Source organism: Pseudomonas sp. Marseille-P9899 (genome assembly GCF_903166565.1).
GTDB classification, from domain to species: Bacteria; Pseudomonadota; Gammaproteobacteria; order Pseudomonadales; family Pseudomonadaceae; genus Aquipseudomonas; species Aquipseudomonas huaxiensis.
In genome coordinates, this window is record NZ_CAESCG010000001.1 from 1,806,375 (window position 1) to 1,828,938 (window position 22,564).

Here is a 22,564-nt window from a genome sequence, read left to right on the forward strand (position 1 = left end):
TCGATCTCAAGAGCATTGAAACTGTCAACCTGATGCACGCCCCTCGCCGACACGTCAGTGCTGGAACACCTGCTCCCGATGATAATCCAGGTAGTCCCCCACCCCATCCGGCACAAACCGCAGCCCGCGCGGCAAGCCCAAGGCCGCGCAACTCGCCTCGCACAACCGCTTCGAGACGAACATCTGCCCGCGTGAATCGAAACTGATCAAGCCGCGATAAAACAGCGCATCCAGGTTCGCCGCCAGCAGCAGGCCATTGCTGCTGTCCAGCCGCTCCTTCGCCGTCGATTCGGCCCAGGGTTTGATATGCGAGGCGCGCAATACCTCGGTACAGGCCAGCCCCGTCACCGCACACGCGCTGCCCCAGACTTCAAGCAAGTCCTGGCGGAATTTCCCGCGTCCGCGTCGGGCCTGGATCTGGGCCATGACCTCGGTAACGTGCTCGGTGCCCTCCAGCAACTCATCCCGCTCCGAAGCTGCCACGGGTTCAGTTGGCGCACATTGAATGGCGTCCATCAGGCGGACCCATTTGTCGCCGCGCTGCTCCTGCGGGATTGCATCCATGATCCGGCCAACCAGCGCCAGGTCCAGCTCGGTGTAGCTCTTCTGCTTACCGGCGACGATATTCGGGTCGAGGGTTACGGGCTCGTCGAACCACCAGAAGTAGTCGTCCGGGCAGACCCAGTTGGGGATCCAGTGCAGGTGCTGTTTCCAGTTCTTGAGGAAGTGGTGGCGATCATCCTCGTGAATCCTGCGCACTTTGGTGACGGACCAAGCTTCTTCCCAGAGGTCGTTCAGGGCAAGTTTCTGGACGATTTCTTCACGCTGGGCCTGGAGGCGTTCATCGAACAGGCCCACAGCGTTGCCGGCGATGCCGACCAGTTGCAGGATGCCGTTGTGCGCGGCGGTCATGAAGACGAAGGTCTGGCCGGCGTTGTCGATCAGCGGCGCAGTACCAAAACCTTCGGTATGGAAGACGCGGAAGCGCTCAGCGCCGCGCCGCAGCAACAGGCGCGGGGAGTTGTTCCACTCTTCGTGGCCGTAGCCGTTTTCCTTGGGGTAGCCGCTGGTGGCAAAGGCGCCAGAGGGGGCCACGTAGTTGTTGGTGTTCCAGAAAACCGGCTTTTGTACGAATAACGCCATTACCTTCAATCCTTGTGTCAGCAGCCTTCGCGTGCGCAGGCTCTAGTGATGGCAGGATGATAGCAAAAAGACGGCGAGCAATTCATGGGGCGATGGAAACGATGGCGCTTCGTTCTCCCGGAGCTAGCCATACCGATGGATAAAGCGAACCCTGTCAGGAGTCCTTCGAATGGCATCATTCAATTGAGAAACATCGACGTGCACCTCTTCAAGCTCAATATCAATTCCAAAGTTACTCAGGATGCCATATGCGCTTTCCCGGGTAACGGGATGATCCTGACTGTCATCAAAGAACTTGATAACCCCCCCTGGATTATTGATGACGTTGTCAGTGACTGAAACACCGGAGATACCGGTCGCATCAATTTCATACAGGTTACCCTTGGCCTGGCCAACCCGAACATAATAATCAACACCTGTAATTTCAGTAGATGCAATAAGGGTTTCCTGTTGTCTTCTTATTTCCGCATCAGACCGAGCAAGAGAATCATCTGAATGATTTGAATCCTCAGAGCCGTTTTCATACTGATCAACAATACCTCCATGAAGCATATTCTCTACTGCAGTGAAATCAGAACTTGCCCTGAATCCACTACTGAGAAGTTCACTTGGCGAACTCCAGTCCAATCGATAAATTCGACCGATACTGGCCCGTTCAATCAAAGACTGTTCATTGATGTAGTGAGTACCCGGCTGAAAGCGAGCATTGTAATGCTCTGACGGCTGGTTCAGCATTACGTCTCTTACCTGGCTGACCACAACATCCCTTGCATTTACCTGATTGCCCTGGACTTCAAAAGCATGCCGTTGAGCAAAATCAGCCCACCCCTGCAAGACCTCCATTCCTGCTACTCCCCAATGGCTCTCGGCATTATTCAAACGTTGAGTAATGGGGACACCCACCAGGCCGGACTTATCGATATAGCTGACGGGGTTGCCACCGCAGAAACAGAACGGGTTCAGGCCGTCGACTGCACCCAGGGGATCAGCGGATAACCAGCGACCCACCCACGGCTGATAGTAGCGATAACCGTAGTAGTACAACCCCGTGGCATCACGTTCCTTGCCTGAGTAACGTACTGTTTTATAGGCCACCTCCACGTCACTGGAGGCTGTCAGCACGGAAGTTCCGCCATAAGGGTAATATTCTTCCTGGCTGATGACTCTGCCGTTGCCATCAACTTCCAGGCTACTGCTCCCCTGCAGATTCTCGTAGCAATAACGCACCTGATCATTGCTGATGCCTTCAGGCTTGCCGATTTCCCAATGCATAACCCGAACCCGTGCACGCCCGGACTCTCCGACCGTAATCACTTGCAGGGATTCTGTCGGCGCACTTGCGCGGGTTGTGTTACGCAACTCCAGCGTTGGCAAATACACGACTCGCTGCGTTTGCATGGATGAACTGATTTTCTGCGTACTGAACTTCAATAGCCGTTGGCTGGCGCTGTCGTACCGGTAGCTTTCCACGTCATCCGGCGCCCCGATGCGCGCCACCGGCACCACTCGCTGCAACTCCCCGCGAGGCGTCCAGTTCAGGGACTGCCCCGCCTGCAGCAACAACTGTCGTCCACCTGCTGTAAACAGAGCGTGCACCTGCGCCGGGCTTTCTGTCAGCGTACTCAGCACCCCCCGATTGCTGCGATCACTTACGGTAATGTCCGTTGTGTAACTATTGTTCGTGCCCGGCGCGCTATGGCGTATTCGGGTCAGGTTACCGCTGCGATCATAGGTATACGTACGGGTGTAGTTCGCATAGGTCGTGTTATTGAATTCTGTACTGGTCACCAGCCTGCTGTTTCGCTGGCCTGCGTTCGCCATCTCCCGTCCGGTGGCGGCGACCAGTTGATAAAGGCTGTCATAACCATATGCGTTGACCGGCATCACTTTCTGGTTGCGCCAGAAGCGAACTTCCTCGGCCGCATTACTCATCTTCAGCACGTTGCCTGCAGGATCGTATTTATAGCGCAGGTCCTGCAGCACTTTTGCTCCAGACGAGGGGTCACCGGCACGCTCCGTTCGAATACCCGACAAGCGCTGTGTCCCTGGTTCATAGGTATACGTGGTCATTACGCCGTTGCCGTGGACCTCGCACAACTTCTGCCCGGCAGCCGAGTAAGTCAGCGAGCCAACGATGATTTGCTGCGCGCCGCCCGCCACTGTCAGCCAACTGCTCGACAGCTGCCCCGTCACGTCATACGTCACGCGCTGCACGTTACCTTTCGCATCGGTGATACTCAGGACGGCACCCGTCGCATCCGTGGTGGTTACGGTGCTGAATTTTTCTTCAGCCAGGAGACCCTCCCAGGCCGCCATCCCTTCTGGCAGCCAATTCGCCACCACCGTCGGATTCTCCACCTCGCTCAACAGGTGGCGGGTTACACAGAGTGAGGCGCCGGTGAGCCCCACGCTGTCGGTCTGCAGCAGACCTGTGGTGTCGTAGTGACGAACGCATCGCCCAGCCAGGTTCATTGCCTGCTCCGCCGGACTGTTTGCCCCATACACAAACCGCTCGGTGACATGAACGCTTCCGTCTGCCGACACCTCGGTAACGGCAAGCGGGCGGCCCGGCATATCTTCCTCCTCGTATTGCCAGATACGGGTCACTACCTCGCTCGTGTCGGGCGCGCCATCTTCGGCCACAGAGAGATTGCTGATAGCCAGGCCGGGCCGTCCGGCAGCGTCGTACAAGGCGAGGGTAATGCCTGCGTCGGCGCTGACAGTGCTTAGCACTTTGCCAACGAGGTCAGTCTGGTAGATGAAGTTCGCCAGCCCCTTCTCATGAAGGCGCGGGTCAGCGCTGCGGACCAGGAAGCCTTGTGCGTTGAACACATGGCGGCTAATACGCTCGCTGGTGTCATTCGGGGAATCCGGGTGACGGTGGTACGTGATGTCGCGCACCCTGAGGCCGCGACTGTCGAACCCTGTGACCGTCGGGGTGTTCCTGAACAAAGACGTATTCATCTGTTATCCGCCGTCATGGCCATTCCCTGCACAGGTTTCAGTATTGTTGAGGAAGATGCTTCATGCCATTACCGGCACGTGGGGAAACAGCCCGGAAACAGGTCGCGGACACCCTCACAGAAGCGAACGAATGCCCTACAAAAATAACGAAAACTAATTTTAAGGTTACGATAAATACCAAACTCACATAATTAGCTTAGAACCAAAAAGCCTTTCCCTCGCGCCGAACGCAGGCATATCGTTCTACCAGACCCGACCCCACTCCTGGCGGAGGCCGTCCCCCAACGACCTCTGCAGGAGCCTGCGCATCCATGATTCCCCTGTTTCACAACGCCCCCGCCCCGCTCCACCTGCGCGCCGATGTGCTGGTGATCGGCGGCGGCCTGGCCGGCACCTGGGCGGCGGTGGCCGCAGCGCGCAAAGGCGCGAAGGTGGTCCTCGCCGACAAGGGTTACTGCGGCACCAGCGGCGTGACCGCGACTGCCGGCCCTGGCCATTGGTGGGTGCCGCCTGAACAACGCGAAGCGGTGATCGAGAAACGCACCCTCAGCGCCGAAGCGCTGGGCGATCCGCGCTGGATGGCGCGGATTCTCGACACCACCTGGCAATCGCTGCCGCAACTGGACCGCCTGTACGGTTTCCCTCGCGACGAGCGTGGCAACAAGCAGTACCGCGCCCTACGCGGGCCGGAATACATGCGGGCCATGCGCCAACTGACGCTGGAACACGGCGTCACCCTGCTGGATCAGAGCCCGGCACTGGAACTGCTGAACAACGATGCCGGCGAACTGGCCGGCGCGCGCGGCTGGCAGCGCCAGGCCAAGCGCGAATGGCAGGTCAGCGCCTCGGCCGTGGTGCTGGCCACCGGTGGTTGCGGCTTTCTGTCCCGGCTGCTCGGCAGCCACACCAACACCGGCGACGGTTACCTGATGGGCGTCGAAGCCGGCGCGGAGCTGTCGGGGATGGAGTTTTCCAACTACTACTGCATCGCCCCGGCTGGTAGCACCATGACCCGCTCGATGGTCTACAGCTTCGGCCGCTATTTCGATGCCGCCGGCCGCGAATTGGAGATCACCCAGGGCCCCGGCTTCAACGACGCCCTCGCCCGCGCGCTGTTGCAAGGCCCGGTGTTCTGCCGACTGGACCGCATTCCCGAAGATATCCGCGCGCGCCTGCCGTATGTGCAGCCCAACCTGATGCTGCCGTTCGACCGCCAGGGCATTGATCCGTACCGCGACAAATTCCAGGTCACGCTGCACGGCGAAGGCACCATCCGCGGTGTCGGTGGGCTGCGGATTGTCGATGACGACTGCCAGACCGGCGTGCCCGGCCTGTTCACCGCGGGCGACGCGGCCAGTCGCGAAGCGGTGACCGGAGCGATCTCCGGCGGTGGCGCGGTGAACTCGTCGTGGGCATTGTCCAGCGGCCAGTGGGCCGGCGCCGGCGCAGCGCGGCATGCCTTGGCGCAGCCGGCGAAAGATACCGTGGTACGTAGCGTGGCACAGGTCGGACTCCTGAAAAATGGCAATGCGGGTGACGATCACCGCAAGACCGTCCGCGCCATCCAGGACGAACTGCACCCCTACGACAAGAACCTGTTCCGCCACGGCGCGCAGCTGCAGCGCTCCCTCGGCGTGCTGGAAAACCACTGGGACCGCCTGCGCGAACAGCGCAGCGTCGACAGTCCCGAGGCGCTGTTGCACTGGCGGCAAACCGCAGCGCTTTTGGCCAGCGCCCGCTGGTGCTACCAGAGCGCCCTGGCGCGCAAGGAGAGCCGCGGCATGCACCAGCGCAGCGACGCACCTACCCGCCTCGCCAGTTTCGATAGCCATCTGCGCAGCGCCGGGCTGGACACGCCCTGGGTGCGCCGCGACGCCCTGCCCACCCTTCACGCCAGCGAGGTGCCGGCATGATCGAGTTGATCTTCAGTGACCGCTGCAACGGCTGCAGCCAGTGCGTAACGGCCTGCCCCAGCAACGTGCTGGCGGTGGGCAGCGACGGCAAGCCACGGATTGCCGATCAGTCGGCCTGCCAGACCTGCTTCATGTGCGAACTGTACTGCCACAGCGACGCGCTCTACGTGCACCCCGATTGCGAACAGCCGGTCAGCCTCGACCCGGCGCAGGTGCTCGCCAGCGGCCTGGTCGGCCAGTACCGCCGGGACTCCGGCTGGGACGAATTCGCCAGCGACCCGCGCTACGAAAACCAGCACTGGCGCATGGAAGGCATCTTCGTCCTCGCACGTGAACTGGCCACCCACTGAACCCGTTTTCCCCTGAGCAGGAGTCACCCATGAGTCTTTTCAGCACCGCACCGCTGGGCAACCTGACCCTGGCCAACCGAGTGGTCATGGCCCCGCTGGGCCGCGCCCGCTCCGACGAACAGACGCGCCAGCCGCTGCCACGGGTCGCGACCTATTACCGCCAGCGCGCCAGTGCCGGGCTGATCATTTCCGAGGCCACCCATGTCTCCAGCGAAAGCGTCAGCCGGCCCGGTGGCTCGGCGATCCACGATGACGCCCAGGTCGAGGCCTGGAAACCGGTGACCGCCGCCGTGCACGCCGAAGGCGGGCGGATCTTCCAGCAACTGTTCCACCTCGGACGCAAGGCGCATCCGCACCGCCTGCCGGGCAACCTGCTGCCGGTGGCGCCTTCGGCCATCGCCGCGCTCGGTGAGATTTCGACGCCGAGCGGCCAACAGCCCTTCCCGGTACCACGCGCCCTCGAGACCGAGGAAATCGCCCAACGCGTCGAAGACTTCCGCATCGCCGCGCGCAATGCCGGGCGCGCCGGGTTCGACGGTGTGGAAATCCATGCCGCCAACGGCTACCTGATCGACCAGTTTCTGCGTGACGGCACCAACCAGCGCGACGACCGCTACGGCGGCAGCGTGGAAAACCGTGCGCGCCTGCTGCTGGAAATCGTCGACGCCGCCATCGCCGAACTGGGCGCCGAGCGGGTGGGCGTGCGTATCTCGCCGAACGTGGAGTACGACGGCATCCGCGACAGCGACCCGCTGGCGTTGTACAGCCATGTCGGCCGCGAACTGCAACAGCGCGGCATCGCCTACCTGCACCTGATCGAACCGGATGCCACGCCGCAAGAACGCCGCCTGGCGCCGACCCTGCGCGAGCTGTTCACGGGCCCGCTGATTCTCGCCGGCGACTTCGACCGCGACAGCGCGCACCAGGCCGTCGAGCAGGGCCGCGCCGATTTCGTCGCCTTTGGCCGGCTGTTTATCGCCAACCCCGACCTGGTGGAACGCTTTCGCCGGGAGGCGCCGCTCAATGCCCCGGACGAAGCCAGCTTCTATGTTGGCGGCGACCAGGGCTACATCGATTACCCCTTTCTCGAACCCCGCCGCGAAGCCGTTGCCGGCTGAGCGAACAGGAGCCTTTCATGAGCGAATCCGTCAATCACCTGCTGGCCGAACTGCATGCCGAACGCCAGCGCACCTGGGCCCCGGAGGCCCTCAAGGTCAACGTCGACCAGCGCCAGCGCCTGGTGGATGAGGCTGATCCCGCGCGCTTCGTCAGCGCCGGCGATATCGTCGCGCCGTTCGAGTTGCTCAAGGTCGAGGGCGGCAGCCTCAGCCTGGAGCAACTGGTGAGCAAAGGCCCGGCGGTGCTGGTGTTCTTCCGCTTCGCCGGCTGCCCGGCGTGCAACATCGCCATTCCCTATTACGAACGCAACCTGCAACCGGCGTTGAAACGGCGCGGCGTGCCGCTGGTGGCGATCAGTCCGCAGGTGCCGGAGCGCCTGAAAGAAATCAAGGACAAGCACCACCTGACCTTGCAAGTGGCCAGCGACAAGGACAACGCCCTCGGCCAGCGCCTCGGCATTCTCTACAGCTTCGACGAAGCCTCGCGCCAGGCGGCGCTGGCGAAAGGCCCGGGCATCGGCGCCATCACCGGCACCGGCACCTGGGAGTTGCCGCAACCCACCGTGGTGGTGATCGGCCGCGACCAGCGCGTGCACTTCGCCCAGGTCAGCCCGGACTGGCTGGTGCGCAGCGAAGCACAACCGATCATCGACGCGGTGGACGCCGCGCTGGATGCCGACAGCCTGCTGGTACGGCACGCCTGGGCCTGAGCCCCTCCCCTTCAAACCCCGACAGGACCTGAACCATGAGCACACGGCAGTTGCACCTCGGCGCCATCCTTACCGGCGTCGGCACCGATCCACAGGAATGGCTGGACCCACAGATCCCCGGCACCGCCAGCATCGATATCGACTGGTACAAACAACAGGCCCGCGCTGCCGAAGCGGCGAAATTCGACCTGGTGTTCATCGTCGACAGCCCCTACATCACCCCGGACTCGGCGCCGCACTTCCTCAACCGCCTGGAGCCGCTGACCCTGCTCTCGGCGCTGGCCGGCGCCACCGACAAGATCGGCCTGGTGGCGACCCTGACCACCTCCTACACCGAGCCTTTCAACGTCGCCCGCCAGTTCGCCTCGCTGGACCAGATCAGCCATGGCCGCGCCGGCTGGAACGTGGTCACCACCGGCCTTGAAGGCGCCGCCGGCAACTTCGGCCGCGAGCACCATATCGATCACGGCGAGCGCTACCGCCGCGCCCACGAACATGTCGCGGTGGTCCAGGGGCTATGGGACTCCTACGAGGACGATGCCTTCCCCCGCGACCGCGCCAGCAAGCGCTTCCTCGATCCGGCCAAGCAACACCGCCTCGACCATCGCGGCGAGTTCTTCTCGGTCACCGGGCCGCTGAACATCTCCCGCTCAGAGCAGGGCCAGCCGGTGATCTTCCAGGCTGGCGTGTCCGAGTCCGGGCGCGGTCTGGCGGCACGGATCGCCGAAGGGATTTTCGCCGGCGTCGACAACTTCGAAGACGCCCGCGAGTACTACGCCGACATCAAGCGCCGCGCCGCCGAGGCCGGGCGTGACCCGAACCAGGTGCTGGTATTCCCCGGTATCTCGCCGATCATTGCCGACACCGACGAAGAGGCCCAGGCGCTGCTGCTGCAACGCACCGGCGAGCTGGACCTGAAAAAGGCCCTGGTGCAACTGGGCCGGCCGTTCAACTACCACGACTTCAGCCAGTACGACCTCGATGCACCTTTCCCGGACCTCGGCGAACTGGGCAGCAACGGTTATCGCGGGCATGCCGAGAAGATCAAGCGCGTGGCGCGGGAACAGGGCCTGACCCTGCGTCAAACGGCGCTGCGCTTTGCCCGGCCATTTACCGGTTTTGCCGGTTCGGCACAGACCGTGGCGAACGAGATCGAGCGCTGGTTCACGGAAGGCGCGGTGGACGGCTTCAACGTGCACGTCGGTGCACCGGCGGCGTTTGCCCGGTTTACCGACGAAGTGGTGCCGATTCTACGCGAGCGCGGACTGTTCCGCAGTGAATACCAGGGGCGGACGCTGCGCGATCATCTGGGGCTGGATGTGCCGGTGAATCGGCACAGTGTGAAGGCGGCCGAGGTGGCGTGATCGCCCAAGAGCCCCAGGCAAAACAAAGCCGGCAAAAACCTTTGCCGGCTCTACCACCAATGATCAGCGGTCATTCCTCGTACATGACTGTTTCAGCTCGCCCTCAGCGCAGCGGCACGCTGTAGCTGATGATCAGGCGGTTCTCGTCGATATCCCGCTGGTAGTTCGAGCGCAGCGCCGCGTTGCGCCACAGCAGATTGACGTTCTTCAACGGCCCGGACTGCAGGGTGTAGCCCAGGTCGGTATCGCGCTCCCATTCCCGGCCCTCGCCGGCGAATGTCGCCGGGTTGGCGTGGTCGCCATGGTTGTAGCGGGTGGAGAAGGTCAGCCCCGGCAAGCCGGCAGCGGCGAAATCGTAGGCATAGCGCACTTGCCAGGTCCGCTCACCGGGCTCCATGAAGTCGGCGGCCATCATGTAGTTGGTCAGGTAGGCGTCGGTACCGAGCAGGTACGGCATCGCGGTGGAACCCGATAAGCGCTGCCAGGCAACGCCGACGTTGTGCCCGCCAAGGCTGTAGCTGAGCAGCAGGTTCAGCGTCCGGTTATCCACCCGCCCCGCCAGTGCCTGGCCGGTGTCGTCGCTGACGAAATAGCGCGCATCCAGCGCCAGCTTGCCCGGCCCCAGCGCTCGGCTGCCGAGCAGGCCGAGGTAGTGCTGGCCGTACACCTCGTCCAGTTCGCCGTACTGGTAGCTGAGCATCAGGTCCGGGCTGACCGCGTAATCCAGGCCGCCCATGCGGAAATCATCGGCCTCGGGCACGCCGCTGAAACGACGGTTCTTGTTGACCAGGCTCATGGCCTCGCTATGGGAGTAATCGCGCTTGGTGGTGCGGTCGATCTGGGCGTAGGTGAAGGTCAGGCCGTCCAGTTCCTTCGAGGTCAGCACGCCGCCCTCAAAGGTCTGCGGCAGGATGCGGCCGGTGCTCGAGGCGATGGTCGGGTACTTGAGCAACTGGGTGCCGATTTTCACTTCGGTCTTCGACACGCGCGCTTTGGCGGCAACCCCGAACTTGCTGTAGCTGTCTGGAGCACGCCCGTCGCCGCCCACCGGCAACAGGCCGGTGCCGCTGCGATCAGGGCCGGAGTCGAGTTTGATGCCGAGCATGCCGATGGCGTCGAGGCCCAAGCCGACCGTGCCCTGGGTGTAGCCGGAGCGAAAATCGAGGACGAAGCCCTGGGCCCACTCATCGCGTTTGGACACGCCGGCCCCTTCGCGAAAATCGCGGTTGAGGTAGAAATTCTGGGCCTTGAACGTGGCCTGGCTGTCGTCCAGGAAGCCGGCGGCATGGGCCTGGACCGAAAGGGACAGCAGGGTGACGGCAGACAGGATGTTGTTTTTGTTGTGCATGACTTGTCCGTTGGGCCGGATCGGAGCCCGGCCTTTTCTGTTGGTGGTGTTGATCGGAACCGCTTGCCGACGCTGATGCCGTCAGCGGTACTGAAAAATCAGGCGAGAACACCTATCTGCCAGGGGCAGAACTCATCCTCCCCCAGCCCATTGAACTCGCTTCGGGTCTGCTCCCCCGAGGCATGGGCCAGCAGCCGCTCGAAGATCTCCTGCCCCATCTCGGCGATGGTCTTGTCGCCGTCGATGATCTGTCCGCAGTTGATGTCCATGTCGTCGCTCATGCGCTGGTACATGGGCGAGTTGCTGGCGAGCTTGAAGGTGGGCGCCGGCACCGAGCCGAAGCACGAACCGCGGCCGGTGGTGAAGGCGATCATGTTGGCGCCGCCGGCAATCTGGCCGGTGGCCGAGACCGGGTCGTAACCCGGAGTGTCCATGAACACCAGCCCCCGGGCGGTGACGGGGTGCGCGTATTCGTACACGTCCATCAGCGGCGCGTTGCCACCCTTCTTGGCCCCGCCAAGGGATTTTTCCAACACGTTGGCCAGGCCGCCAGCGTTGTTGCCGGGGCTGACCCGGCCGTTGATCTGGGTGTCGCGACCGCGGTTGTACTCCAGCCACCAGTCGATGCGTGCGACCAGCTTGCGCCCGACCTCCGGGGTGACGGCGCGGGCGGTCAGAGTGTGTTCGACGCCGAAGATTTCCGAGGTCTCGGACAGGATCGCCGTGCCGCCATGGCGCACCAGGATGTCCACCGCCGCGCCCAGCGCCGGATTGGCCGACAGTCCGGAGAAACCATCGCTGCCGCCACACTGCATGCCGATCATCAGGTGCTCGGCCGACACCGGCTGGCGACGCGCCTCGTCGGCCCGGGGCAGCATGCCTTCGATCAGCGCGATGCCCTGCTCGGTGGCGCTCTTGACCCCGCCGACATCCTGGATCACCAGCTTTTTCAGCATCTCGCCTTCCACCAGCCCTTCCTGCTCGAAGAAGCCGTGGATGTTATTGCGCTCGCAACCGAGGGCGATGACCACCGCACCGACGGTATTGGCGTGCTTGATGTAGCCGGCAATGGTGCGGCGCAGCAGGTCCATGGGCTCGCCGGTCATTTCCATGCCGCAGCCGATTTCGTGGACATAGGGCACCACGCCGTCGATATGCGCAAAACCGGCCAGGCGCGAGGCATCGAAGTGGTTGGCAATCTTGCGCGCCACCGTGGCGCCGCAGTTGCCCACCACGAATACGCCGAGGTAGTTGCGGGTGGCGACGCGGCCATCGTCACGCACGATGCCCTGGAAGGTCGCACGCTGCGCCGCCGGCAGCAGCTCAGTGGGCTGATAGTCGAGGCCGTGACGGTAGTCGCGCTCGGTGTCGCCAAAAGCGATGTTGTGGCTGTGCATCCAGGTGCCCGGCGCCAGGTCCTCGGCGGCGTAGCCGATCACCGTGTTGTACTTGAGCACGGCTTCGCCCCTGGCGATGTGGCGGGCGGCGATCTTGTGTCCCAGGGGCACCGGTTGCTGCGTGGTGACGCCTTCACCGGGGATGGCGGTGCCGGCGGGAATCTCGAGGCGCGCGACGACGATATTGTCGGCGGCATCGAGGCGAATGACGGGGCTGACTTCACGGTGACTCATGATCTGTTTTCCTGTGGGGGTAACTCGCGTGGCGGCGATGGCAGAAGCACCGCCGCCACGGATGACTCAGGGACGCTTGCCGAATTCGACGCTGTGCTGGGTCCAGGCCAGTGCCTGCTCGCTGAGGCTGAAGCCGAGGCCCGGACGGTTGGGCACCCACATGCGGCCGTTACGCAGTTCCAGGCGCTCGTTGAACATCGGCTCCAGCCATTCGAAATGCTCCAGCCATGGCTCCTCGGGGTAAGCCGCCGCCAGGTGCAGGTGGATTTCCATGGCGAAATGCGGCGCCAGCTTCAGGCCCTGGAAGCTGGCCAGGCTCATGATCTGCAGGAACGGCGTGATACCCCCGACCCGCGGCGCATCCGGCTGGACGAAGTCGCAGCCGTTGGCGCGGATCAGTTGGGCGTGCTCGTTGAAGCTGGTGAGCATCTCGCCGGTGGCGATGGCGGTGTCCAGCGACGCGGCCAGGGCGGCGTGGCCTTCGACGTCGGCGCTGTCCAGCGGCTCCTCGATCCAGGTCAGGTCGAACTGCTCCAGCTTGCGGCAGAACCGCTGGGCGGTGACCCGGTCCCATTGCTGGTTGGCATCGACCATCAGCGGGAAGCCTTCGCCAAGGCGTTCGCGCACGGCCTGCACGCGCTTGAAATCGATGGCGGTGTCGGGCTGGCCGACCTTGATCTTGATCCCGCCGATACCGTTGGCGCGGGAGCTGTCGACGTTGTCCAGCACCGCCTCCAGCGGCGTCGACAGGTAGCCGCCGGAGGTGTTGTAGCACTGCACCGAATCGCGGTGGGCGCCAAGCAGCTTGGCCAGCGGCAGTCCGGCGCGTTTGGCCTTGAGGTCCCACAGGGCAATATCGAACGGCGCGATGGCCTGGGTGGTCAGGCCGCTGCGACCCATGGAGGCGCCGGCCCACAGCAGCTTGTTGAACAGCTTGGCAATGTCGTTGGGGTCTTCGCCCAGCAGCACCGGGGCGATTTCCTGGGCGTGGGCGTACATGCCCGGGCCACCGGCGCGCTTGGAGTAGCCGAAGCCGATGCCTTCATAGCCTTCGCGGGTGCGGATCTCGGCGAAGATAAAGGCGATTTCGGTCAGCGGTTTCTGCCGCCCGGTGAGCACCTTGGCGTCACTGATCGGCGCCCCCAGCGGTAGCACGGTGTACGACAGTTTGATCCAGGCGATGCTGTCGGTCGTGGCTGCGCCGGGTTGCAGGGCGGCAATCTTCGGGTCGATGTAGACGTTGCTTTCGATCATAGGAACAGTCCTTTCGAATCACTGGGCGTTGGAGGTTTTCTTGCCGGTCAGATCAGAGAGCTGCAGGCGCTGGATCTTGCCGACGATGAACAGGTAGGAGAACGCGGCGAGCAGGCCATGGGCGCCGACGTAGAACAGCGCGCTGGTGAAGGAGCCGCTGGAGTGCAGCAGGTAGCCGATGACCACAGGGGTGACGATGCCTGCGGTGTTGCCCAGGGCGTTGAACACGCCACCGGTCATGCCGACCATTTCCCGCGGCGCGGTGTCGGCCACCACGCTGAAGCCGAGGTTGCCGAAGCCCTTGCCGAAGAACGCCAGGCTCATCACCGCGATCACCAGCCATTGGGCGTCGACGTAGTTGCACAGCATCATGGTCGAGCTGAGCAGCACACCGGTGATGATCGGCGTCTTGCGGGCGATGCTCAGGGATTGGGTACGGCGCAGCAGATAGTCGGAGAAGAAGCCCGAGGACACCGCGCCGATCAGCCCGCACAGCGCCGGGATCGAGGCCACCAGGCCAGCCTGGAGGATGTCGAAGCCACGCTCCTTGACCAGGTAGATCGGGAACCAGGTGACGTAGAACCAGGTCACCGCGCTGACGCAGTACTGACTGATGAACATGCCCAGCAGCATGCGACTCTTGAACAGCACGCCGATTTCGGCCAGCGAGCTGCGGCGCTTGTCACGGGGCAGCGCGGCCTGGCCTTCCAGATCGACCAGGGCCTCGCCCTTGCGCAGGTAGTCCAGTTCTTCGGCGTTCATCTTCGGGTGGTTGATCGGCAGGTAGTAGTGCTTCCACCAGACGGCGGCGACGCCCAGGCCGACGATGCCCATGACGATGAACACCCATTCCCAGCCGAAGGCGTAGCAGAGCCAGCCCATGAACGGGGTGAAGAACGCCAGGGAAATGTACTGCGCACTGTTGAAGATGGCCCCGGCCATACCCCGCTCCGAAGACGGGAACCAGGAGGCGATCACCCGGGTAGACGCCGGCCCCACCGGTGATTCGGCGACCCCGAGCAGAAAACGCAGGGCCAGCAGCAGCGGCACGATCATGCCGACGAAGTGCACCAGGCCCATGCACACGGTGAAGACCGACCAGATGCAAATGGCCAGGGCCATGGTCTTCTTCGAGCCGAAGCGGTCGCTGAGCCAGCCGGACGGAATCAGGCAGATCACATAAGCCCAACTGAAGATCGAAAACAGGTAGCCCATCTCCACCGAACTGACGCCCAGTTCCTTGCTCATGTCGGAGCCGGCCACCGACAGTGCGGCGCGGTCGCCGCTGGACAGGGCCAGCACCAGGGTGATCAGGGCCAGGATCAGATAGCGGTAACGGGTGGCGCTGGCCGACGCGGCAACGGCACCGACGGCGGGGCCGGTGGCGAAGGTGTCAGGATTGTTCATCGCGAGTGCCTCATTGTTTTTATAGGGTTCGCGCAGGGCCTTCCGGACGGCGCCCGCTTTCTTCTGGCGGCTCGCAGGTCACGGCAGCGACCTGTTCCCGACCAATGACAGCGTTATCAAATGACAGCGCTGTCATTAATCCTAGGCGCCGTGGTTGCGCCTTTGCAAATTGGAAAACAGGCCGAATTCCCATCCATTGGGACAGCCTCTCAAGCAGAGGAAAATGGCCGCCGTTGCGGTAGAATCCGCCGATCCGCTCCACCCTCCCGCCTTGAGGCTTCGCATGCTGGAAACGCTCACCGAAACCGCCGGCCCGAAACCCGAACGCGCCGCACTCGCTACCCTCGATGACGTGGCGAAGGTGGCCAAGGTTTCGCCCATCACCGTGTCGCGGGTGATCAACCGGCCCGAACTGGTGTCGGAAAAAACTGCGAAAAAGGTGCGCAACGCCATCCGCAAGACCGGTTATGTACCGAACCTGCTGGCCGGTGCCCTGGTGTCCCAGCGCAGCCGGCTGGTCATCGTGGTTGTACCCAACATCGCCAACCGCGCCTTTGTCGACACCATCACCCAGTTGGGCCAGCGCCTCGCGGCGGCGCGCTACCAGTTGCTGCTGAGCCAGTCCGACCTCTCCCCTGCGCGGGAATCCGAACTGATAGATGGCATCCTCGCCCGCCGCCCCGACGGCATCGTCCTCACCCGCCGCCTGCACAGCGCTGCAGCGCGGGAAAAGCTGGTGGCCCGCGGCGTGCCGGTGATCGAAACCTGGGAACTGGCGCCGGAGCCGATCGACACGGTGGTCGGTTTCTCCCACGAGGCGGTAGGTCAGGCCATGGCCCGGCACATCATCGAACGCGGGCATCGCCGCATCGGCCTGGTGTGGAGCGACGACGACCGTGCCACCCGCCGGCGCCAGGCCTGTATCGAAACACTGGAACAGGCCGGACTGGAAATCGTTGGCTGCGAGCTGGAAGCGGTGCCGGTGAACATGGGCCATGGCCGCGAAGCCATGGCCCGGCTGCTGGCCAGCGGGGTGGCGATGGACGCGGTGATCTGCAGCATCGACCTGCTCGCCCAGGGCGTCATGGCCGAAGCCCAGTCCCAGGGTTTGCGAGTGCCGCAGGACCTGGCGGTGATGGGCTTCGGCAATCTGGAGTTCGCCGCCCACACTCACCCACGGCTGAGCACGGTGAATGTGGATGGCGGGCGGATCGGCTTGAGAACGGCGGAACTGCTGCTGCAGCGGATCGAGGGCAGTCTCGGACGCGGCGAGCAGGCGGAGGATGTGGGGTTCAATCTGGTTGTCAGGGAAAGCACCTGAAGGACTACGACCGCCACACCCTTAAAAATGCAATTGTTAAATAATCAGCAGAATTTTTATTCTGAAAAATAATAATAAAAATAGATCGAAACGGTATTTCTTCCCTTCCCCGCCCCTTGTTACAGTCCCCTCAGACCCGACCCTCGCATGGTGGAGGCCCCGATCATCCCACCTGCGAGCCTTCCCGAAACGGGTCGCTCACGGCAGAACGGATGCCCGGGATAACACATCCTGATCTCCCGTGAGGTACCGCCCGATGAGCCACAGCATCACCACCCTGCCCAACCACAACCACCGCCTGCAACTCAGCGCCCCGCCCGTCCACGCCGACCCGCTCGCCGAACGCCTGCACCGCAAGCAACGCCTCGCCGCCTCGTACCGGCTGTTCGCCGAACTGGGTTTCGAAGTGGGCCTGGCCGGGCATTTCACCGCCCGTGACCCGATCGAGACCGACCATTACTGGATCAACCCGCTGGGCGTGCCCTTCTCGCAGATCCGCACCAGCGACCTGCTGCGGGTCAACGGCGAAGGCCAGGTGGTGGAAGGCGACGGCCTGCTCAACACCAGCGCCCTGGAACTGCACTACGAACTGCAACGGGCCCGCCCGGAGGTGGTCGGCATCGCCCATCTGCACGGTTTCCATGGCCGCGTCTGGTCGTCGCTGGCGCAGTTGTTCCAACCGATTACCGCCGAGTCGTCGGCCTTTGTCGGCGAGCAGGTGCTGTTCGATCGGCACGCCCTGCGCACGGCCGAAGGCGGCTTGCTGCAAGACCGCGATCTGGTCGCGCAAGCCTTTGTCGAAACCTTCGCCGACAACAACCTGCTGGTCTGGCAGAACCACGGCCTGTGGGTCACCGGCCAGACCGTGGAAAGCGCCGCGTGGCGCTTCATCCTCGCCGACGACACCGCCCGCGCCCATCTGCTGGCGTATTCGGCCGGCCAGCCACGGATCCCCGAACTGGGCGAGGACAGTTTCAACCCGGCGCAGCGCGAGCTGTTCGGCTGGCTGAACTTCCTGCCGCTGTGGGACCGCATCGTCCAGCAGCAACCTGACCTGCTGGACTGAGGAGTCGGTCATGGCGATCCGCATCAGCCGCCGCGCGTTCCTCCAGCACAGTGCCGTCGCCGGCCTGGCCGCCGGGCTCGCTCCCGTCCTGGCCAACGCCAGCGAAGCACTGCGGGTCTGGCGCTACAAAGGCCAGGCCGCGAGTTTTCTCGCCGACGCCGGCCAGGCCACAACGCCTTATCCACTGGAGTGGGTGGACGTGCCCGGCGGCAGCATGGTGCTCGAAGCCTTCGCCAGCAGCAGCCTGGATTACGCCTTCATGAGCCCGGTGCTGCCGCTGTTCGCCAGTGCCGCCGGCAACCCGTTGGTGTTGATCGCCAGTTACCAGGGCGAGCAGAACCGCAGCAGCCTGATCGTCAAGCGCGACAGCGGCATTGCGTCGATCGCCGACCTCAAGGGCAAGCGCGTGAGTTTTGTCCGCGCTACCGACACCCATTACCTGATCCTCAACCTGCTGCGCGACAACCAGCTGACCCTCGCCGATATCCAGGCCCGGCCCATGCCGGCGCGGGATGCGCTGGTGGCGTTCCAGAACGGCCATGTCGACGCCATCGTCGCCGGCGGGATCGGCGCGCTCCAGGCGCAGACCGGCATGGATGGGGTGATCCTCGCGCAGGCCAGCCAGTACCACTGCGGCAACTACCTGATCGCCACCACCGAGCGGGTCCTGCAACAACCCGGCAAACAGGCCGCCATCAGCGACTTCCTGCGCCGGGAAAAAGCCACCTGGGACTGGGTCGAGCACAACCCCCAGGCCTGGGCCGAGCGCAACGAAAAACTCACCGGGATATCCCGCGAGCTGTACCTGCAACAGTTCAACCAGCGCCAGCGCCCCAGCCGGCTGTTGCCTGTGAGCGAGGCCGACATCCTCGCCCAGCAGCGCATCGCCGACCTGTTCCATGACAGCGGGCTGATCCGTCAGTCGCTGGACGTACGCGGTTTCTGGGATGAGCGCTTCAACCTCCTGCTCAGCGGCTAGGGACCTGCCGCAGCACAACGCACCGGCGCGCGCCGGACGACCAACAGGCACGCCAGCCACGCAAGCAATGGACCTTGCGCGAGCCCGGCCGCGCCCGTGATGCGTGAAAAACCTATGAGAGCCCGTTCGATCGCACATCCAGGGCCTGATCTGCCAATCGAACCCAAGGAACAATCATGAAGTCTGTGTTCACCCACTTGTCCATGGCGCCGGCGTTGCTCGCCGGCTATCTGCTCACCCCGCTGGCCGTCGCCGCCGACAAAGACACCGCACTCGACACGGTGATCGTCACCGGCTCACGCGGCAGCGAAGTGCGCACCGTCACCAGCAGCCCGGCGCCGATCGACGTGATCGACAGCGCACAACTGGAAAAGACCGGCGAATCCAGCCTGCGCGGCGCCCTGCAGAAAACCCTGCCGTCGTTCTCGCAGCGGCCTTCCGGCACCTCCAACGACAGCATCGCCCGCCCCTACAGCCTGCGCGGCCTGAACGGTTCCAACGTGCTGGTGCTGGTCAACGGCAAGCGCCGCCACAACAGCGCGGTGATCAACCTCGACTCCACCGCCGCCTACGGCACCAACCCGGTGGACCTGGACCTGATCCCGATCAGCGCCATCGACCACGTCGAAGTGCTGCGCGATGGCGCCTCGGCGCAATACGGCTCCGACGCCATCGCCGGGGTGATCAACATCATCCTCAAGCAGAAGGACAACGGCGGCTCGGTCAGCACCCAGTACGGCGAATACTACGAGAACGGCGACGGCGGCAACCTGCGCCAGACCCTCAACCAGGGCCTGCCCCTGGGCAGCGACGGCGGCTTCTTCAACTACGCGCTGGACGCAAAATCGGTGCAGACCGCCACCCGCTCGCGTGAAGCCACCGGCAACCTGTACTTCGCCGGCGACCCGCGCAACGCCACCGCCGACCGCGAAGTGCAGAAAAACGGCCTGCCGAAGATCAAGGCCATCAACCTGTCGTACAACGCCGAACTGCCGGTCAACGACGACCTGACCCTGTACTCGTTCTCCACCTTCAGCAAACGTGACGCCCGTGGCGGCCAGAACTACCGTCGGCCCAACTCCACCAATATCATTCCCGAGATTTACCCGGACGGCACCGCACCGTTCTACACCCTCGAAGAAACCGACTACCAGGCCGCCGCCGGCGGCAAGGGCGAGATCGCCGACTGGCACTGGGATCTCAGCTCCACCTTCGGCCGCGACAAGGGCCAGGCCGGCGCCGACGAAACCCTCAACGCCTCCCTTGGCCCGACCAGCCCGACGCGCTTCGACACCTACACCAACTACTTCGACCAGTGGACCAACAACCTCGACCTGACCCGAGCCTTCGACGTCGGCCTGAGCAAGCCGCTGCAAGTGTCCTGGGGCCTGGAACACCGGCACGAACGCTACAAGACCGAGTCCGACGACCCGCTTTCGTACATCAACGGCGGCTACATCTATCCCAGCGGTCCGCTGGCCGGGCAGCCCGGCTCGGTGGGCGCCCAGGGCGCGATCACCCTCACCCCCGAGGACGCCGGCCAGCTCAGCCGCAACAGCTACGCCAGCTATGTCGACTTCGGCGTGAACCCCACGGAAAAACTCTGGCTGGGGGTCGCCGCGCGCTTCGAGAAATACGACGACAGCAGCGGCAACACCCGCAGCGGCAAGTTCTCCGCGCGCTATGACTTCACCCCGACCTTCGCCCTGCGCGGCACCATCAGCAACGGCTTCCGCGCACCGTCGCTGTCGCAGTCGGTGTACGCCCAGACCGCCAACCAGTACACCACCGTCAACGGCATCGCGCAGTTCGTCGAAGCCAAGACCGTGCGGGTCGACTCACCGCTGGCCAAGGCCCTTGGCGCCGAAGACCTGAGCCCGGAGAAATCGCGCAACTTCAGCCTCGGCCTGACCTGGCAGCCGCTGCCCCAGGCCAGCGTGACCCTCGATGCCTACCAGATCGAAATCCGCGACCGCATCGCCCTCACCGGCTTCCTCTACGGCAACGGCGTCGACCAGCAACTGATCGCCAACGGCTTCAAGCCCGGCTACCGCATCAAGTACTTCACCAACGCCGCCGACACCACCACCCGTGGCGTCGACCTGGTGGCCGATTACCGCGTCGATTACGGCCAGTTTGGCAAGGTCAAGTACGGCGTGGGCGTCAACTACAACAAGACCGAAATCGATGGCATCAAGGAAACCCCGGGCTCGCTCAGGGCCGCGGGCAACAACCTGGAACTGTTCGACCGCGTCGCCCAGGGCTACCTCACCGTGGCCAACCCCAAGACCAAGGTCATCCTTAGTGCCAACTGGCAGATCGACCGCTTCACCGTCAACGCGGGCCTGACCCGCTACGACAAGGTCACCGCCCTCGACGCCAACCCCAACTACGACGTGACCTACGGCGCCAAGTGGCTGACAGACCTGGAAGTGGCCTACGCCCTGACCGACAACTTCGATATCGCCGTGGGCGCCAACAACCTGTTCGACGTGCGCGCCGACAACAACGCGTTCCCGGCAGGCGACGTCAATGGATTCGCCAAATTCGGCTCGATCTCGCCGTTCGATCCCTACGGCGGCTTCTGGTACACGCGCATCGCCTACAACTTCTGAGCCCACGCAAGCGGCGCTCGCGCAGTGGCGCGGGCGCCCGGAGGAACACCCCATGACTCAAGCACCCTTCGTCCTCGGCGCCTTTATCCCCGGCACCCTCAGCGGCAGCGCCTGGCGTCTGCCGGAAGCGCCGCTGGACACCTTCAAGAGCCTGGAGCACTACCAGTACATCGCCCGCAAGCTGGAAGCCGGGCGTTTTCACTCGCTGTTCTTCAACGATACCCTCGACGTGAAGATCGACCTGGCCTTGCAGCGCGGCCCCAACAGCGTGCGCTGGGACCCGCTGATCCTGGCCCCGGCGCTGGCCGCCAGCACCCGCCATATCGGCCTGATCGCCACCGCCAGCACCACCTACAACGAGCCCTACAACGTAGCGCGCAAATACGCCGCGCTGGACCACCTCAGCGGCGGCCGCGCCGGCTGGAACCTGGTCACCTCGCTGGGCGGCGGCGAGAATTTCAACCGCCAGGACCACGTCGATCACGAAGACCGCTACGCCCGCGCCGAAGAGTTTTACGACGTGGTCAGCGGCCTGTGGGATAGCTGGGCCGACGACGCCTTCATCCAGGACAAGGCCAGCGGCACCTGGCTGGACATCGACAAGCTGCATGTCCTCGACTATCAGGGCGAGCACTTCCAGGTACGCGGTCCGCTCAACGTCTCGCGCTCGCCGCAAGGCCACCCGGTGGTGGCCCAGGCCGGCGCCTCGACCTCCGGCAAGCGCCTCGCCGCGCGGGTTGGCGAACTGATCTTCACCGCCCAGCACACCATCGAGCAGGGCCAGGCCTTCTACCAGGAAACCAAGCTCGCCGCCGCTGGCTTCGGGCGCGGCGCCAACGAACTGAAAATCCTTCCCGGCGTGTCGCCGGTGGTCGGCAAGACCCTCGCCGAAGCCCAGGCCAAATACGACCGCCAGCAAGAACTGCTGGAGCCCAAGGCGTTTCTCAGTTCCATCTCGAAATTCGTCAGCCTCGGCTACGACCTCTCCGAACTGCCGTTCGACGAAGTGGTGCCGCTGCCCCCGGAATCCTTCACCACCAACACCCACCAGAGCCGGCAAAAACTGGTGTTCGATCTGATCCGCCGCGAGCGGCCAACCGTCCGCCAACTGTTCAACCAGCTCACCTCCGGCGGCCATCGCATCCTGATCGGCACCCCGCAAAGCATCGCCGACGACCTCCAGGCCTGGTACGAAGCCGGCGCCGCCGATGGCTTCAACATCATGTTCAGCGGCCTGCACTCGGCCATCGACGACTTCGTCGACGGCGTGGTCCCGGAGCTGCAACGCCGCGGCCTGTTCCAGCGCGAATACGCCGGCACCACGCTGCGGGAAAACCTCGGTTTGCCGTACCGCACCAACCGCTTTTTCTAAGGAACGCCC

Annotated in this window: 16 protein-coding genes; 10 read left to right on the plus strand and 6 right to left on the minus strand. The window is 63.9% G+C overall.

The window, feature by feature from the left end:
• Positions 1-54: 54 nt before the first annotated feature.
• Together HWV67_RS07745 and HWV67_RS07750 are read right to left on the minus strand one after the other, a co-directional pair.
• The gene (locus HWV67_RS07745; RefSeq protein WP_175650666.1) at positions 55-1,143 is read right to left on the minus strand and encodes an HNH endonuclease; all 1,089 of its coding nucleotides are present in this window, start codon (positions 1,141-1,143) and stop codon (positions 55-57) included.
• 123 nt (positions 1,144-1,266) lie between these two features.
• Positions 1,267-4,107 carry an RHS repeat domain-containing protein gene (locus HWV67_RS07750; RefSeq protein WP_175650667.1) on the minus strand — a complete coding sequence of 947 codons (2,841 nt, stop codon included), beginning with the start codon at positions 4,105-4,107 and terminating at the stop codon, positions 1,267-1,269.
• A 311-nt stretch (positions 4,108-4,418) separates the two neighbouring features.
• On the opposite strand from HWV67_RS07750, the gene HWV67_RS07755 reads away from it, so the two are divergent.
• The 5 genes from HWV67_RS07755 to HWV67_RS07775 are packed head-to-tail and all read left to right on the plus strand — an operon-like array spanning position 4,419 to position 9,562.
• Complete coding sequence (locus HWV67_RS07755; protein WP_175650668.1) at positions 4,419-6,020, plus strand: FAD-dependent oxidoreductase; 1,602 nt, start codon at positions 4,419-4,421, stop codon at positions 6,018-6,020.
• Complete coding sequence (locus HWV67_RS07760; protein WP_175650669.1) at positions 6,017-6,370, plus strand: 4Fe-4S dicluster domain-containing protein; 354 nt, start codon at positions 6,017-6,019, stop codon at positions 6,368-6,370. Before HWV67_RS07755 ends, HWV67_RS07760 begins: the two co-directional genes overlap by 4 nt.
• A 29-nt stretch (positions 6,371-6,399) precedes the next feature.
• Positions 6,400-7,488 (plus strand): alkene reductase, encoded by a 1,089-nt coding sequence (locus HWV67_RS07765; protein WP_175650670.1) that lies wholly within the window; start codon positions 6,400-6,402, stop codon positions 7,486-7,488.
• A 17-nt stretch (positions 7,489-7,505) separates the two neighbouring features.
• The gene (locus HWV67_RS07770) at positions 7,506-8,198 is read left to right on the plus strand and encodes a peroxiredoxin-like family protein (RefSeq protein WP_175650671.1); all 693 of its coding nucleotides are present in this window, start codon (positions 7,506-7,508) and stop codon (positions 8,196-8,198) included.
• A 35-nt stretch (positions 8,199-8,233) separates the two neighbouring features.
• Positions 8,234-9,562 carry an LLM class flavin-dependent oxidoreductase gene (locus tag HWV67_RS07775; protein ID WP_175650672.1) on the plus strand — a complete coding sequence of 443 codons (1,329 nt, stop codon included), beginning with the start codon at positions 8,234-8,236 and terminating at the stop codon, positions 9,560-9,562.
• A gap of 103 nt (positions 9,563-9,665) precedes the next feature.
• Here the strand turns inward: HWV67_RS07775 and HWV67_RS07780 are convergent, their stop codons facing one another.
• The 4 genes from HWV67_RS07780 to HWV67_RS07795 form a co-directional block, all read right to left on the minus strand.
• Entirely contained in the window at positions 9,666-10,910 is a 1,245-nt protein-coding gene (locus tag HWV67_RS07780; RefSeq protein WP_175650673.1) for an OprD family porin, read from the minus strand.
• Between the two features lie 98 nt (positions 10,911-11,008).
• The gene (locus HWV67_RS07785) at positions 11,009-12,541 is read right to left on the minus strand and encodes a UxaA family hydrolase (RefSeq protein ID WP_175650674.1); all 1,533 of its coding nucleotides are present in this window, start codon (positions 12,539-12,541) and stop codon (positions 11,009-11,011) included.
• A 66-nt stretch (positions 12,542-12,607) separates the two neighbouring features.
• The gene (locus HWV67_RS07790) at positions 12,608-13,795 is read right to left on the minus strand and encodes an L-talarate/galactarate dehydratase (RefSeq protein WP_175650675.1); all 1,188 of its coding nucleotides are present in this window, start codon (positions 13,793-13,795) and stop codon (positions 12,608-12,610) included.
• Positions 13,796-13,813: 18 nt separating this feature from the next.
• Positions 13,814-15,202, minus strand: coding sequence for an MFS transporter (locus tag HWV67_RS07795; protein ID WP_175650676.1), 1,389 nt, complete (start codon positions 15,200-15,202; stop codon positions 13,814-13,816).
• Positions 15,203-15,485: 283 nt separating this feature from the next.
• Between HWV67_RS07795 and HWV67_RS07800 the strand changes: the two genes are divergently transcribed.
• The 5 genes from HWV67_RS07800 to HWV67_RS07820 all read left to right on the plus strand — a co-directional run bounded on the left by HWV67_RS07800 (position 15,486) and on the right by HWV67_RS07820 (position 22,555).
• Positions 15,486-16,523, plus strand: a complete 1,038-nt coding sequence (locus tag HWV67_RS07800; protein WP_175650677.1) for a LacI family DNA-binding transcriptional regulator — start codon at positions 15,486-15,488, stop codon at positions 16,521-16,523.
• Positions 16,524-16,779: 256 nt separating this feature from the next.
• Entirely contained in the window at positions 16,780-17,589 is an 810-nt protein-coding gene (locus HWV67_RS07805) for a class II aldolase/adducin family protein (protein ID WP_175650678.1), read from the plus strand.
• 10 nt (positions 17,590-17,599) lie between these two features.
• Positions 17,600-18,568: an ABC transporter substrate-binding protein gene (locus tag HWV67_RS07810; protein WP_175650679.1), complete on the plus strand. Its 969-nt coding sequence runs from the start codon at positions 17,600-17,602 to the stop codon at positions 18,566-18,568.
• A gap of 176 nt (positions 18,569-18,744) precedes the next feature.
• Positions 18,745-21,183: a TonB-dependent receptor plug domain-containing protein gene (locus HWV67_RS07815; protein WP_175650680.1), complete on the plus strand. Its 2,439-nt coding sequence runs from the start codon at positions 18,745-18,747 to the stop codon at positions 21,181-21,183.
• Positions 21,184-21,235: 52 nt separating this feature from the next.
• Positions 21,236-22,555: an LLM class flavin-dependent oxidoreductase gene (locus HWV67_RS07820; RefSeq protein ID WP_175650681.1), complete on the plus strand. Its 1,320-nt coding sequence runs from the start codon at positions 21,236-21,238 to the stop codon at positions 22,553-22,555.
• Positions 22,556-22,564 lie beyond the last annotated feature (9 nt).

Coding starts and splice junctions, on each gene's coding strand:
- HWV67_RS07810 (WP_175650679.1), top strand. CDS start 17,600: ATGGCGATCCGCATCAGCCGCCGCGCGTTCCTCCAGCACAGTGCCGTC.
- HWV67_RS07755 (WP_175650668.1), top strand. CDS start 4,419: ATGATTCCCCTGTTTCACAACGCCCCCGCCCCGCTCCACCTGCGCGCC.
- HWV67_RS07780 (WP_175650673.1), bottom strand. CDS start 10,910: ATGCACAACAAAAACAACATCCTGTCTGCCGTCACCCTGCTGTCCCTT.
- HWV67_RS07765 (WP_175650670.1), top strand. CDS start 6,400: ATGAGTCTTTTCAGCACCGCACCGCTGGGCAACCTGACCCTGGCCAAC.
- HWV67_RS07760 (WP_175650669.1), top strand. CDS start 6,017: ATGATCGAGTTGATCTTCAGTGACCGCTGCAACGGCTGCAGCCAGTGC.
- HWV67_RS07785 (WP_175650674.1), bottom strand. CDS start 12,541: ATGAGTCACCGTGAAGTCAGCCCCGTCATTCGCCTCGATGCCGCCGAC.
- HWV67_RS07770 (WP_175650671.1), top strand. CDS start 7,506: ATGAGCGAATCCGTCAATCACCTGCTGGCCGAACTGCATGCCGAACGC.
- HWV67_RS07820 (WP_175650681.1), top strand. CDS start 21,236: ATGACTCAAGCACCCTTCGTCCTCGGCGCCTTTATCCCCGGCACCCTC.
- HWV67_RS07815 (WP_175650680.1), top strand. CDS start 18,745: ATGAAGTCTGTGTTCACCCACTTGTCCATGGCGCCGGCGTTGCTCGCC.
- HWV67_RS07800 (WP_175650677.1), top strand. CDS start 15,486: ATGCTGGAAACGCTCACCGAAACCGCCGGCCCGAAACCCGAACGCGCC.
- HWV67_RS07805 (WP_175650678.1), top strand. CDS start 16,780: ATGAGCCACAGCATCACCACCCTGCCCAACCACAACCACCGCCTGCAA.
- HWV67_RS07750 (WP_175650667.1), bottom strand. CDS start 4,107: ATGAATACGTCTTTGTTCAGGAACACCCCGACGGTCACAGGGTTCGAC.
- HWV67_RS07790 (WP_175650675.1), bottom strand. CDS start 13,795: ATGATCGAAAGCAACGTCTACATCGACCCGAAGATTGCCGCCCTGCAA.
- HWV67_RS07775 (WP_175650672.1), top strand. CDS start 8,234: ATGAGCACACGGCAGTTGCACCTCGGCGCCATCCTTACCGGCGTCGGC.
- HWV67_RS07795 (WP_175650676.1), bottom strand. CDS start 15,202: ATGAACAATCCTGACACCTTCGCCACCGGCCCCGCCGTCGGTGCCGTT.
- HWV67_RS07745 (WP_175650666.1), bottom strand. CDS start 1,143: ATGGCGTTATTCGTACAAAAGCCGGTTTTCTGGAACACCAACAACTAC.